Below are 13,860 nucleotides of genomic sequence, written 5' to 3'. Positions count from 1 at the left end.
GTACAGGTTGCGCATGACTGGGGGAAACACCGCGCACGCCGCCATCGGGCCGTCCAACGGCAACGAAGAGCTCGTCCTTTCCGATACTTCGTCGCTTCCCGCGCCGCTCGAGGAGCTCGCGCTCGACGAGGACGACGCGCATCATCGCGGCAGCTGGGTGCTGCCGACCGTCGCGTGGGTCGCCGTCGCCGGCTGGTTCATCGCCACGATCTGGCTCGCGCTGCCGACGATCCAGCGCGGAATCGAGCCCGTCGCACTGATCCAGCTGATCGCCGCGATCTGCGTGCCCCCGGCGTTGGTCGGCATCCTCTACATGCTCGCCTTGCGCACCAGCCGCGCGGAGGCGCGTCGCTTCGGCACCACTGCCCGCGCAATGCGCGCCGAGGCCGCCGCGCTCGAGCGCGTGCTCGCCACGATCTCGCGGAAAGTCGCCGAGAACCATGCCGTGCTCGCCGAGCACACCACCACCCTAACCGCGCTCGGTGAACGCGCGGCCGAGCGGGTCGAGGGCGCCGCCGGCATGGTCGAGCGCCAGGCCCAGCGCATGGACAGCGGCATCCGCGTGTTCGGCGAAGCGATGGACCAGGCCGAGCGGCGCTTCGAGATCATTCTCACCACTTTGCCCAAGGCGCATGACGAGATGCAGGGGCTCGCCGGCCGCATCGACGCCGCCGGTCTGCTCGCCAGCCAGCGCGCCGCGGCGCTCGACACCCAGCTCACTGCACTGTCCGAGCGCGGCCGCGAGGCCGATCAGATCGCCGGCGGCGCCGCCGAACGGCTCGCCGCGCACATCGCGCGGATGGAGGCGACCAGCGAGACCGCGAGCAGCCGGCTCGAGCAGGTTACCGGCCAGATGTCGGTCGCAGTTGATGCCGTGCTCGATCGCGCCGCGGGTGCGGTCGACGAGGCGCGCAAGGGCATCGCCACCCAGGGCGAGGCGATCCTCGCCATGCTCAGCGCCAATCAGGCCGCGCTCGATCGCGCCGGCCGCGACAGCGCCGAGGCGCTCGGCGCGCGCATGGCGGTGATCGAGGACGCGATCGGCCGCGTCGGCGAACGTCTCGCCCAGGAGCAGGGCCGCGGCGATTCGCTGTTCGCCGGCCTTTCTGCAGGCGTCGACCGCCTCGACCGCGAGCTTCAGGCGCTCCACGCCACGGGCACCGATCGCACCGAGTCGCTCGCCGCCTCGATCGGCGCGCTGCAGGGCTCGACCGATGCGATGTCGGAGGCCTTGCGCACCGGCGATCAACTCGCGCGGAAGGTCATCGGCACATCGGAGGATCTGCTCACCGCGCTCGACGCTTCGGCGCGCGAGATCGACGAGACCTTGCCCGAGGCGCTCGCCCGGCTCGACGAACGGATCGCCACGAGCCGCAAGTTCGTCGCCGGCGCCAAGCCCGAATTGCTCGCGCTGGTCACCGCCGCGGAGAGCACCCATGACGCGATCGAGGCGATCGCCGACGTCGTCTCGCAGCAACGCGACACGCTCGCCAAGACCCAGGCCTCGTTGCTGGAAACCTTGGCCACCGGCAGCGAGCAGGCCGCCTCGCTCGGCGGGATCGTCGACGATACGATCGAAACCACCCGTCGCTTCGCCGAGACCGCGGCGCCGCAGCTCGTCGATGCGCTGATCAGCGTCCGCGAGACCGCCAGCGCCGCCGCCGCGCATGCCCGCGAGGCCTTGGCCACGATCGTCCCCGGCGCCACGGCGGCGCTCGAGGAAGCCAGCGGCGCCGCGCTCCGGCGCGTCGTCGATGCCGGCGTGCGCCGCGAGATGACCGAGCTCGCCGATACCACCGAGGCTGCGGTCACCGCGGCTGCGCGTGCTTCCGAACGGCTCACCCAGCAGATGCTCGCGCTCGCCGACACCACGTCGCGGCTCGAGGCGCGGATCGAGGAGGAGCGCGTCGATCGCGAACGCGCCGACAGCGACAATTTCGCTCGCCGCACCACCTTGCTGATCGAGGCGCTCAACTCGGCGTCGATCGACATCGCCAAGGCCTTCTCGGCCGAAGTCACCGACAGCGCCTGGGCGGCCTATCTCAAGGGCGATCGCGGCGTGTTCACCCGCCGTGCGGTGCGCCTGCTCGATGCGGGCGACACCCGTGAGATCGCCCGCCTCTACGATATGGATCCGGCGTTCAGCGAGCACGTCAATCGCTACATCCACGATTTCGAGGCGATGCTGCGCCACATCCTCGCGCTGCGCGACGGATCGACCTTGGGCGTCACGCTGCTCTCGTCGGACATGGGCAAGCTCTACGTCGCCCTCGCCCAGGCGATCGAACGTTTGCGCTGACTAGCTCCCCTCCCTTGCAGGGAGGGTCTATCTAGACCTTCAAAAATAGGATTTGCCGTGCCAGCATCTCCGGGCTCTTTGAATCCGGTGAATCGACCCGCGCGCGAACGAAACAATCTTGCTTTCGCGCGCAACTTCATTGCACGATTTACGTGCAAACCGTGAATCTTGGCCGGTGATTTCCTATCGGTGGACCCAGTCGAGCATGTCCGCCGTCACCCAGCCATTGACGTAGTTGAGGTAGAACAGTCCGAACAGCACGCTCGCGACAATCGTCGTGCGCAGGGCGATCTTGCCCGGATTGAACCCGTGCGGGGCACTCTCGGCCTGGCCGGGGACGAGCTCCGCCCCTGCCTCATGCGCAGTGCGCACCCCGAAGGGCAGCACGAGAAACACCGAGAACGCCCAGAACAAGATGTAGATCGCGAGCATCGACTGCCAGCGCATGGCCTCAGAGCTCCACGATCAGCACGTCGACCACCGGCTTCTTGCCGGTGAACCGCACCGCCGCGCGCCGCACCGCGAGCCGCAGGCTCTCGCGCAGTTTCTCCACGTCGCGGCCGTCTTTCTTGACCGCGTCAGCGGCGGCCTGCGCCGCTTCCTCGAGGAACGTATCGCGATCTTCCTCGACCGGGACGCCCTGCACGCGGATCTGCGGCGAACCCTTGAGGCGTCCGCCCTGGAGCGCGACCGCTACCGAGATCTGGCCGTAGAGCGCGATCCGCCGGCGCTCGTTGATCGTCGTGCCGTCGGCGGGGAGGATCACGTCGCCGTCGAGCACCAGCCGCCCGGCGGGGGCGTGCCCGACCGGCTTGGGCTTGCCCGGCGCCAGCCGCCAGATGTCGCCATTCACCTGGTTGATCGCCTGCGGAACCCCCTGCTCCTTCGCGAAGCGCGCCTGCTCGTGCATGTGCCGCACTTCGCCGTGGACCGGCAGGATGATCTCGGGCCGGATCCACTTGTACATCTCCGCCAGCTCGGGCCGCCCCGGATGGCCCGAGACGTGGACGAACGCCTGGCGGTCGGTGATGATCTCGACGCCCTTGCTCGCCAGCGTGTTCATGATCTTGCCGATCGCGATCTCGTTGCCCGGGATCTGCCGCGACGAGAACACCACGGTGTCGCCGGCGTGGAGCTTGAGGACATGGGTATCCTCGGCGATGCGGTTGAGCGCGGCGCGCGGCTCGCCCTGACCGCCGGTCGCGACGATCATCACCTGATTGGGCGGCAGGCTCATCGCGGTGTCGAAGTCGATCGTGTCGGGGAAGTCGCGCAGATAGCCGGTCGCCTTGGCAACCCGCAGGATCCGGTCGAGCGAGCGCCCGGCGACGCAGAGCTGGCGCCCGGTGTCGGTGGCGACCTCGCCGAGCGTCTGCAGTCGCGCCGCGTTCGACGCGAAGGTAGTGACGAGCACCCGGCCCTTGATCGCCGCGACGACTTCGTCGAGTCCCTTGCGGACATCTGCCTCGGAGCCCGACGCCTCGGGGTTGAACACGTTGGTCGAGTCGCAGACCAAGGCCAGCACGCCCTGATCGCCGATCGCGGTCAGCTCCGCCGCGGTCGACGCGCCGCCGAGTGCCGGCGCATCGTCGAGCTTCCAGTCGCCAGTGTGGAAGACCTTGCCGTACGGCGTCTCGATCAGGATCGCATTGCCCTCGGGGATCGAGTGGGCGAGCGGCATATAGGTCATCGTGAACGGCCCGACGCTGAACGGGCCCTCCTCCTTGACCACGTTGAGCTCGACCTTGTCGGTAATGCCCTCTTCCTCGAGCTTGCCGTAGATCAGCCCCGCGGTGAACGGCGTGGCGTAGAGCGGCACGCCGAGATCGGCGGCGAAATAAGGCAGCGCGCCGATATGGTCCTCATGGCCATGGGTCAGCACGATGCCGAGCAGATCGTCGAGCCGGTCCTCGATGAACTGGAGGTCGGGCAGGATCACGTCGACCCCGGGATAATTGGCGTCCCCGAAGGTGATGCCGCAATCGACCATCAGCCACTTGCCCTGGGTGCCGTAGAGATTGACGTTCATCCCGATTTCGCCCGAGCCGCCGAGCGCGAGGAAGAGGAGTTCGTTGCCTGGAGTCACAATGTTCCTATCAGCCGATCGTCATCCCCGCGGAAGCGGGGACCCATCTCCCTCGGTCTCACCAAGCCGAACGGTGAGGAGATGGGCCCCCGCTTTCGCGGGGGTGACGCAAAAAAGCAAATCACGCGCTGCGGGATCGTTCCCACAGCATGGCCAACCCCTGGATGGTGAGGTCGGGTTCAATCGTATCGAAGACCGTCGTGTGCTTTTCGAAGAGCACCGCCAGTCCGCCGGTGGCGATGACCTTGAGCGGGCGCCCCACCTCCGCCTTGAGCCGGGCGACGAGGCCCTCGATCATCGCGATATAGCCCCAATAGATGCCGATATGCATCTGGTCGACCGTATTGCGCCCGACCACGCTGGTCGTCGCCGGAGCCGAGATCGCGATGCGCGGCAATTTGGCGGCGGCGGTGAACAGCGCGTCGAGCGAGAGGTTGATCCCCGGCGCGATGATCCCGCCTTTGTACGCGCCGCTATAGTCGACCAGCTCGAAGGTGGTCGCGGTGCCGAAGTCGATGATGATCAGATCGCCGGCATGGCGGGCATGGCCGGCGATCATGTTGAGCGCGCGATCGGCGCCGAGGCTGCCGGGCTCCTCGACGTCGAGCGCAAAGCCCCACTCGGCTTTGCCCTGCCCGGCGATCACCGCCTCGGTCTTGAAATATTTGCTGCTCAGCACCTCGAGATTGTGCAGCGCGCGCGGCACCACGGTGCCGATGATCACCCCGGTCACCGCCGACCGGTCATAGCCCTCGAGGCTCAGCAGCTGGCTCAGCCATACCGCATATTCGTCGGCGGTCCGCCGCGGATCGGTGGCGATCCGCCAGCGCGCCCGGATCTCGCCATTCTCGACGAGCGCGAAAACGACATTGGTGTTGCCGGCATCGACGGCGAGCAGCATTTGCCTTCCTCTCAGAGCAGGAACACGTCGCCGGCGTGAATGACACGGCTGGTGCCGTCGGCCAAGCGCAGGATGAGCGCGCCCTGCGGATCGAGCCCGCCGAACAGCCCGTCGACCGAGCTGCCGTCGGCGAGCCGCGCGGTCAGCGCCGTGTCGATCGGATGCGCCCGCGCCAGCCAGCGCTCGCGCACCGGCGCGATCCCGTCGCGCCAGCGCGACAGCCAGCGCGCGAAGCTTTCGGCGAGGGTTTCGGCGAAGATGCCAGGGTCCGGCGCGGCACCGTGCGCAGCGAAGCTCGTCGCCGGCCGGTCGATGTTGGTCGGATGATGCGCGAGATTGACGCCGAAGCCGATGACCACCGCATCGTCCGCGCGCTCGAGCAGGATCCCGGAAAGCTTGGCGCCGTCGACCATAAGGTCGTTCGGCCATTTGAGCACGGTCTCCAGCCCGAAGACCCGCGCTGTCTCTTCCAGTGCCACCGCAGCCACCAGCGCCAAGGTAGCAGCCGGCGGCTCGCCGAGGCGCACCCGGACCAAGGTCGAAACGAAGAGATTGCCCTCAGGCGAGGCCCAGGCCCTGCCCTGCCGGCCCCTGCCCCCGGTTTGTCGCTCGGCTCTGAGCCACAGCCCTTCGGCTGCGCCGCTCCGCGCGAGACCCAGCATATCGGCATTGGTCGAGCCCGTCTCGGCGACGGTGCGGATCACCGCCGTCAGAACAGCGCCTTCGCCGCGAGGGTGGTCCAGGCGCCGAGCACCGGGATCAGCGCATAGCCGAGCGGCGAGACGAACAGCGCGGACAGCGCGATCAGCCCGCCCTCGACCACGTCGGTCTTGCCCTCGAACGCCCGCGCCGGCTCGTCAAAGTACATCGTCTTGACGATCTTGAGGTAATAGAAGGCACCGATCGTCGACATGGCGATGCCGACCACCGCCAGCGGGAACAGGCCGGCGGCCACCGCCGCCTCGAACACCGCGAACTTGGCGTAGAAGCCGAACAGCGGCGGAATGCCCGCCAGGCTGAACATGAAGATCGCCAGCGCCAGCGCGAGGCCAGGTCGCGTACGCGACATGCCCGACAGGCTGGCGATGCTCTCGACCGGCTCGCCATCGGGTCCGCGCATCTGCAGCACGACGAGGAACGAGCCGAGTGTCATCACCACGTAGATCGTCATATAGACCAATACGCCGGCCACGCCGCGCTCGGTACCGGCGGCGAGGCCGATCAGCGCGAAGCCGACATTGTTGATCGACGAGTAAGCCAGCAGCCGCTTGAAATTGGTCTGCCCGATCGCCGCGACCGCACCGAGCAGGATCGACGCAAGCGCCGCGAAGATGACGATCTGGCGCCAGTCGTGCAGCGCCGGGCCCATCGCCTCGACCGCGACCCGCACCGCCAGCGCGATCGCCGCGACCTTGGGCGCCGAGGCGAAGAAGGCAGTCACCGGCGTCGGCGCGCCTTCATAGACGTCGGGCGTCCACATGTGGAACGGCACTGCGCTCATCTTGAAGGCGAGCCCGGCGAAGACGAAGACCAGACCGAAGAGCAGGCCGATCGAGCGCTCGCCGGCATAGGCACTGGCGATGCCGTCGAACAAGGTCGTGCCCGAGAATCCGTACACCAGGCTGATGCCGTAGAGCAGGATGCCCGAAGCCAGCGCGCCGAGCACGAAATATTTGAGGCCCGCTTCGGCCGAGCGCGTGTCGCGGCGCATGAAGCTCGCGAGCACATAGGCCGAGAGGCTCTGCAGCTCGAGCCCGACATAGAGCGTCAGCAGATCGCCGGCCGAGACCATCATCCCCATCCCCGCGGCGGAGAGCAGGATCAGCACCGGATATTCCGGGCGCAGATCGTCGCCCGAGCTGCGCTGGAAGAAAGCAGGTGCGATGAGGATCGAGATCGCCGCGGCGGCGAAGATCAGCACCTTGGCGAACGCCGCGAACATGTCCGCGCGGTAGAGCCCGCCAAACGCTTCGCCGCCGGCCGATGCCGGACCCGCGAGCGCAATGCCCGCGCCGATCAGCACCGCGACCGAAGTCCAGCTCACCAGCTTCGTCGAGGCCTGCCCGCCCCATGCGGCGACGAGCATCAGCAGGATCGCGCCGACCGCCAGCACCAGCTCGGGCAGGCTCATCAGCAATTGCGTCGAATAATCCATCAGTGCGCACCCCCATGCGCGGGTGCCTGAGCAGGCGCCGCACCATGGCCTTCGCCATGCGCCGGCGCCGCAGCGGGTTTACCAGGAGTGGGCATGGAATCACCAGCGGGCGCCGCGCGCGACAGCCGCTCGACGAGGCGCGCGGTATCGGCGCGCATCGGTGCGAGGAAGCTCTCGGGATACACGCCCATCCACAGCACCGCCCCGGCGATCGGCCCGAGCAGCCACAGCTCGCGCATGGAAAGATCGGGCATCGCGCGGACGTCTTCCTTGGTCAGGTCACCCCAGACGACGCGGCGGAACAGCCAGAGCATATATGCGGCACCAAGGATGATGCCGGTGGTGCCGATCAGCGCGGTCAGGGTGGAGACCTTGTACACTCCCGCCAGCCCGAGGAACTCGCCGACGAAGTTGCTGGTGCCGGGCAGGCCGACCGATGCCATGGTGAACAGCAGGAACAGGGTGGCATAGCGCGGCATGTTGATCGCGAGGCCGCCGTAACGGTCGATCTCGCGGGTATGCAGCCGGTCGTAGATCACGCCGACGCAGAGGAACAGCGCGCCCGAGACGAGCCCGTGGCCGAGCATCACCATCATCGCGCCGTCGATGCCCTGCGCATTGAAGGCGAATAATCCCATCGTCACGATCGCCATGTGGGCGACGGACGAATAGGCGATCAGCTTCTTCATGTCCGACTGCACGAGCGCGACCAGCGAGGTGTAGACCACCGCGACGCACGACAGCGTGAACACCAGCCACATCAGTTGCGCCGACGCTTCGGGGAACATCGGCAGCGAGAAGCGCAGGAAGCCGTAGCCGCCGAGCTTGAGCAGCACGCCGGCGAGGATCACCGACCCAGCGGTCGGCGCCTGGACGTGCGCGTCGGGAAGCCAGGTGTGGACCGGCCACATCGGCATCTTGACCGCGAACGAGGCGAAGAAGGCCAGCCACAGCCAAGTCTGGATTTGCGCGGGGAAGTCGTGCGCCATCAGCGCCGGGATGCTCGAGGTGCCGGCGTCCATCGCCATGTAGAGCATCGCGATCAGCATCACGAGGGATCCGAGCAACGTGTACAGGAAGAATTTGTACGACGCGTAGATGCGGTTCGCCCCGCCCCAGATCCCGATGATCAGGAACATCGGGATCAGGCCGCCTTCGAAGAAGATGTAGAACAGGAAGATGTCCTGCGCCGCGAAGGTACCGATCATCAGCAGCTCGGTGGCGAGCATCGCGGCCATATATTCGGGCACGCGGTTCTCGATCGCCTTCCAGCTGGCGCCGATGCAGATCGGCATCAGGAAGACCGAGAGCATGATCAGCATCAGCGCATAGCCGTCGATGCCCAGCGCCCAGGCGATGTTCACGCCCTCGGGCTTGCCGAACAAGGCGGCATATTCGACGAACTGCCATTGCGGCGCGTCCGGCCCGGCCTGGAAATTCGCCCAGAGAGCGATGCCGAGGGCGAAGTCCACCAAGGTCGCCGCCAGCGCGATCCAGCGGGCGGTCTGCGCATTGGCGAACAGGCACGCCACCGCCGCCACGGCGGGGACGAGCAGCATGACGGTGAGGATCGGGAAGCCGCTCATCCTGCGATCACCCAGGTCAGCGCCGCAGTGAGGCCGATCAGCATGATGAAGGCATAAGTGTAGAGATATCCCGATTGTAGCTTGACCGCGCCGACGCTGCCGAGGCGGACGATGTTGGCGAGCCCGTTGGGGCCGAAGCGATCGATGGTCTTCTCGTCACCCGCCTTCCACAACACGCGGCCGATGGCGAATGCCGGGCGCACGAACAGGAAGTCGTAGAGCTCGTCGAAATACCATTTGTTGAGCAGGAAGGCGTAGAGGCCGCGGAAATGGCCTGCGACCGCCGCAGCGAAGCCGGGCTTGCCGATATAGGCATACCACGATCCCAGCAGGCCGAGCAGCATCGCGGTCGTCGCCGACAGCTTCACCCAGGTCGGCACCTCGTGCATCGCATGCATCAGATGCGCGTCGAACGCGATCGCTCCATTCCAGAAATGCGCGCCCTCTTCCGCCTCGATGAAGAAGCCGTGGAAGACGAAGCCCGCGGCGATCGCGCCGAGCGACAGCAGCAGCAACGGGATCAGCATCACGAACGGGCTCTCGTGCGGGTGATAGCCCGCAGTGCCCTCATGGGCATGATCGTCGTGCGCGGCGTGATGCGCATCGGGCGCGTGACCGGCGTCTTCGGCCGACGGTGCATCATCGTGATGCGTGTCATGGCCGTGCGCGTCGTGGACTGCGTGCTGGATATGCTCCGAGCCTGCCCAGCGCGGCTTGCCGTAGAAGGTCAGGAAGACGACCCGCCATGAATAGAAGCTGGTGAGCAGAGCGACGAAAACGCCGACCCAGAAGGCGCTCGGCACTCCGGCAGCCCAGGCCGCCTCGATGATCGCATCCTTCGAGTGGAAGCCGGCGAAGCCGATCGCGAGATGGTTGCCGAACACTGCCGGCAGGCCGACTCCGGTGATCGCGAGCGTGCCCGCCATCATCGTCCAGAAGGTCAGCGGGATGTGCTTCCTAAGCCCGCCGTAGAAGCGCATGTCCTGCTCGTGATGCATCGCATGGATCACCGAGCCGGCGCCGAGGAACAGCAACGCCTTGAAGAAGGCGTGGGTGAACAAATGGAACATCGCCGCGCCATAGGCGCCGACGCCCGCGGCGAAGAACATGTAGCCGAGCTGCGAGCAGGTCGAATAGGCGATGACGCGCTTGATGTCGGTTTGGACGAGGCCGACGGTCGCGGCGAACAGGCAGGTCGCGGCGCCGACAAAGGTCACCACCCCCATCGCGGTCGGGCTGGTCTCGAACATCGGCGACAGGCGGCAGACCATGAACACGCCCGCGGTGACCATCGTCGCGGCGTGGATCAGCGCCGACACCGGAGTCGGGCCTTCCATCGCGTCGGGCAACCAGGTGTGGAGCCCGAGCTGCGCCGACTTGCCCATCGCGCCGAGGAACAGCAGCAGGCAGAGCACGGTCATCGTGTCGAAGCGCATCCCGACAAAGCCGATCGTCGACCCGGCCATGCCCGGCGCCGCGGCGAGGATCGTCGGAATGTCGATCGTGCCGAACACGAGGAAGGTGCCGAAGATGCCGAGCATGAAGCCGAGATCGCCGACGCGATTGACCACGAATGCCTTGATCGCGGCGGCGTTCGCCGAGGGCTTCCGGAACCAGAAGCCGATCAGCAGATAGGAGGCGAGGCCGACGCCCTCCCAGCCGAAGAACATCTGGACGAGGTTGTTCGCGGTCACCAGCATCAGCATCGCGAAGGTGAACAGGCTGAGATAGGCGAAGAAGCGCGGCTGATCGGGGTCCTCGCTCATATAGCCCCAGCTATAGAGGTGGACGAGCGCCGAGACGCTGGTGATCACCACGAGCATCACTGCGGTGAGGGAGTCCACCCGCAGCGCCCATTCCGAATGGAAATCGCCCGAGCTCATCCAGGTGAGCACGGGGACCACGGTCGCCTCGGCGCCATGGAGATACTGCAGGAAGATCGGCCACGACAATGCGCACGACGCGAACAGCGCGCCCGTGGTCAGCGCCTTGGGCAGCACGCTGCCGAACGCCTTGTTCGACAGCCCGGCGACCACCGCCGCAAGCAGCGGCAGGAATACGATGATGAGAATCGGCGACATCAGCAGGACCTCGTCGCCCCGGCGCAAGCCGGGGTCTCGTGCCGCGAGCGCACGCTTTCAAACCAGGAGATCCCGGCTTTCGCCGGGATGACGGAACTCGGCACGCGCATCAGCCCTTCATCCGATTGACGTCGTCGACCGAGATCGTGCCCCGGCTACGGAAGTAGATGACGAGAATGGCGAGCCCGATCGCGGCCTCGCCCGCAGCGACGGTCAGCACGAACATCGCGAAGACCTGCCCGACGAGATCGCCAAGCGCCGCCGAGAAAGCGACGAGATTGAGGTTCACCGCGAGCAGGATGAGCTCGATCGCCATCAGGATGACGATCAAATTCTTCCGGTTCATGAAGATGCCGAGCACGCCCAGCGTGAACAGGATCGCCGAGACGACGAGATAATGGGTGACGCCGATCACAGCTCGACCCCCTGCCCGACCGGTGGGTTCATGTTGCGCGTCGCATCCTTGGAACGGCGGTTGATCTGACGGTTGATGTTCTGCGGGCGGACGTCGCTGCGCTGGCGATAGGTCAGCACGATCGCCCCGATCATCGCGACGAGCAGGACGAGCCCGGCGCCTTCGAAGATGAACAGATAACGCGTGTAGAGCAGCCGTCCGATCGCCTCGATATTGTACACGTCCGCCTCGATCGGCGCGATGCGGCGGCCGAGCTCGAGACCGCCCGCGCTCCAGGCGCCGATCGCGATGATGATCTCGGCGACCAATGCCACGGCCAAAGCCAGCCCGATCGCGGCGTAGCGCATCACGCCCGCACGCAATTCGGCGAAGTCGATATTGAGCATCATCACGACGAACAGGAAGAGCACCGCAACCGCGCCGACATAGACGATGACGAGCAGCATCGCGATGAACTCGGCACCGGCGAGAACCATCAGCCCCGCCGCGTTGAAGAATGCGAGGATCAGCCAGAGCACCGAATGCACCGGGTTGCGCGACAGGATGGTCAGCGCCGCGGAGGCGATGACGACGACTGCGAACAGGTAAAAGGCGATGAGCTGGATCAAAACACCCTCGTCACCCCGGCGAATGCCGGGGTCTCGTGCGATGGAGCTGCGCGCTTGCGGCCTGAGATCCCGGCGTTCGCCGGAATGACGGAGAATGTGTGTATCATCGTGCGTCCCACTGTTGGCGCGCGCTTAACGGTACGGTGCATCGGCGGCAAGGTTCGCGGCAATCGCGCGTTCCCAGCGGTCGCCGTTCGCGAGCAGCTTGTTCTTGTCGTAAATCAGTTCCTCGCGGGTTTCGGTCGAGAATTCGAAGTTCGGCCCCTCGACGATCGCATCGACCGGGCAGGCCTCCTGGCACAGCCCGCAATAGATGCACTTGGTCATGTCGATGTCGTAGCGCGTGGTGCGGCGGCTGCCGTCGTCGCGCGGCTCGGCCTCGATCGTGATTGCCAGCGCCGGGCACACCGCCTCGCAAAGCTTGCACGCGATGCAGCGTTCTTCGCCATTGGCATAGCGGCGCAGCGCATGCTCGCCGCGGAAGCGGGGCGAGATCGGGTTCTTCTCGTACGGATAGTTGATCGTCGCCTTGGGCTTGAAGAAGTACCGCAAGGTCAACCAGTGCGCCTTGATGAATTCCCACAAAGTGTAGGAACGGACGAGTTGGGCGATGCTCATGCGGGAAATCCTACCCGGAGCCACATCAGGTATCCGGAAACGAGAAACACGAAGGTCAGCGACAGCGGCAGAAAGATCTTCCAGCCCAGCCGCATCAGCTGATCGTAGCGATAGCGCGGAACGGTCGCCTTCACCCAGCTGAACACGAAGAAGAAGAACAGGATCTTGGCGAACAGCCAGAGGATGCCCGGCACGAGGTACAGCGGCGCCCAGTCGACCGGGGGCAGGTAGCCGCCCCAGAACAGGGTCGCGTTGAGCGTGCACATGAGCAACACGTTGGCGTACTCGCCCAGCCAGTAGAGCGCGAAGCTCATCGACGAATATTCGGTCTGGTAGCCCGCGACGAGCTCGGATTCGGCCTCGGTCAGGTCGAACGGGGCGCGCTGGGTCTCGGCGAGCGACGAGATGAAGAACACCACCGCCATCGGGAACAGCAAAGGATTGAATCCGAAACCGTTGAACAGGCCCAGCACATGGCCCTGCTGCGCCTCGACGATGCCGCCGAGGTTGAACGTCCCCGCCCAGAGCACGACCGAGATCAGCACGAAGCCGATCGAGACTTCGTAGCTCACCATCTGCGCCGCAGCGCGGATCGCCGAGTAGAACGGATATTTCGAGTTGGACGACCAGCCCGCGAGGATGATCCCGTACACGCCGAGCGACGATGCCGCGAGGATGTAGAGCAGTCCCACGTTGATGTTCGAGAGCACCACGCCCGCCTGCCACGGCACCACCGCCCAGACGATCAGGGCGACCGTGAAGGTGATGATCGGCGCGATCAGGAACAGGGTCTTGTTGGCGCTCGACGGGATGATGGTTTCCTGGAGGAACACCTTGAGGCCGTCGGCGAAGCTCTGCAGCAGCCCGAGCGGGCCGACCACGTTGGGGCCACGGCGCAGCGCCATCGCCGCCCAGATCTTGCGATCGGCATAGATGATCATCGCGACCGCCAGCATCAGCGGCAATGCGATCACGAGGATGCCGACGATCGTCGCGATGAACCACGCCCAGCCGAACGGCAGGCCGATGGTGTTCTGGAAGAAGGCGGTCATTGGCAGCACCTTTGTGCTCCTGCGAAAGCAGGAGCCCAGGAATCACGGGCGATGAGCTT

The 13,860-nt window shown here is 66.2% G+C and carries 12 protein-coding genes; 1 reads left to right on the top strand and 11 read right to left on the bottom strand.

Features of this window, described 5'->3' with window-relative positions:
* The first annotated feature begins 13 nt into the window (after positions 1-13).
* Entirely contained in the window at positions 14-2,299 is a 2,286-nt protein-coding gene (locus Q9Q95_RS05690) for a hypothetical protein (RefSeq protein WP_306094788.1), read from the top strand.
* Positions 2,300-2,482: 183 nt separating this feature from the next.
* Here the strand turns inward: Q9Q95_RS05690 and Q9Q95_RS05685 are convergent, their stop codons facing one another.
* The 11 genes from Q9Q95_RS05685 to nuoH all read right to left on the bottom strand — a co-directional run bounded on the left by Q9Q95_RS05685 (position 2,483) and on the right by nuoH (position 13,801).
* A complete protein-coding gene (locus Q9Q95_RS05685) occupies positions 2,483-2,746 on the bottom strand; it encodes a DUF1467 family protein (RefSeq protein WP_306094786.1) in 264 nt (87 codons plus the stop codon).
* Between the two features lie 4 nt (positions 2,747-2,750).
* Positions 2,751-4,385, bottom strand: a complete 1,635-nt coding sequence (locus Q9Q95_RS05680) for a ribonuclease J (RefSeq protein ID WP_306094785.1) — start codon at positions 4,383-4,385, stop codon at positions 2,751-2,753.
* Positions 4,386-4,506: 121 nt separating this feature from the next.
* Positions 4,507-5,286: a type III pantothenate kinase gene (locus tag Q9Q95_RS05675; RefSeq protein ID WP_306094783.1), complete on the bottom strand. Its 780-nt coding sequence runs from the start codon at positions 5,284-5,286 to the stop codon at positions 4,507-4,509.
* An 11-nt stretch (positions 5,287-5,297) separates the two neighbouring features.
* On the bottom strand, positions 5,298-5,948 hold the full coding sequence (locus Q9Q95_RS05670; RefSeq protein WP_371876709.1) for a biotin--[acetyl-CoA-carboxylase] ligase: 651 nt from the start codon (positions 5,946-5,948) through the stop codon (positions 5,298-5,300).
* 47 nt (positions 5,949-5,995) lie between these two features.
* Positions 5,996-7,441 carry an NADH-quinone oxidoreductase subunit NuoN gene (nuoN, locus tag Q9Q95_RS05665; protein ID WP_306094778.1) on the bottom strand — a complete coding sequence of 482 codons (1,446 nt, stop codon included), beginning with the start codon at positions 7,439-7,441 and terminating at the stop codon, positions 5,996-5,998.
* Positions 7,441-9,027, bottom strand: coding sequence for an NADH-quinone oxidoreductase subunit M (locus Q9Q95_RS05660; protein ID WP_306094776.1), 1,587 nt, complete (start codon positions 9,025-9,027; stop codon positions 7,441-7,443). The genes nuoN and Q9Q95_RS05660 overlap by 1 nt, the downstream gene beginning before the upstream one ends.
* Positions 9,024-11,108 carry an NADH-quinone oxidoreductase subunit L gene (gene nuoL, locus Q9Q95_RS05655; protein ID WP_306094774.1) on the bottom strand — a complete coding sequence of 695 codons (2,085 nt, stop codon included), beginning with the start codon at positions 11,106-11,108 and terminating at the stop codon, positions 9,024-9,026. Before nuoL ends, Q9Q95_RS05660 begins: the two co-directional genes overlap by 4 nt.
* Before the next feature lie 109 nt (positions 11,109-11,217).
* Positions 11,218-11,523, bottom strand: a complete 306-nt coding sequence (gene nuoK, locus Q9Q95_RS05650) for an NADH-quinone oxidoreductase subunit NuoK (RefSeq protein ID WP_029724228.1) — start codon at positions 11,521-11,523, stop codon at positions 11,218-11,220.
* The gene (locus tag Q9Q95_RS05645; protein ID WP_306094772.1) at positions 11,520-12,131 is read right to left on the bottom strand and encodes an NADH-quinone oxidoreductase subunit J; all 612 of its coding nucleotides are present in this window, start codon (positions 12,129-12,131) and stop codon (positions 11,520-11,522) included. Before Q9Q95_RS05645 ends, nuoK begins: the two co-directional genes overlap by 4 nt.
* A gap of 132 nt (positions 12,132-12,263) precedes the next feature.
* A complete protein-coding gene (gene nuoI, locus Q9Q95_RS05640) occupies positions 12,264-12,749 on the bottom strand; it encodes an NADH-quinone oxidoreductase subunit NuoI (RefSeq protein ID WP_029934381.1) in 486 nt (161 codons plus the stop codon).
* Positions 12,746-13,801 (bottom strand): NADH-quinone oxidoreductase subunit NuoH, encoded by a 1,056-nt coding sequence (gene nuoH / locus Q9Q95_RS05635; RefSeq protein ID WP_306094768.1) that lies wholly within the window; start codon positions 13,799-13,801, stop codon positions 12,746-12,748. The genes nuoI and nuoH overlap by 4 nt, the downstream gene beginning before the upstream one ends.
* Positions 13,802-13,860: the final 59 nt, after the last annotated feature.

Origin of the sequence: Sphingomonas sp. DG1-23 (assembly GCF_030730875.1) — a bacterium.
In the GTDB taxonomy this organism is placed as follows: Bacteria; Pseudomonadota; Alphaproteobacteria; order Sphingomonadales; family Sphingomonadaceae; genus Sphingomonas.
Note: the sequence above shows the minus strand (reverse complement) of the source record. Positions and strands in the feature narration are given on the sequence as shown.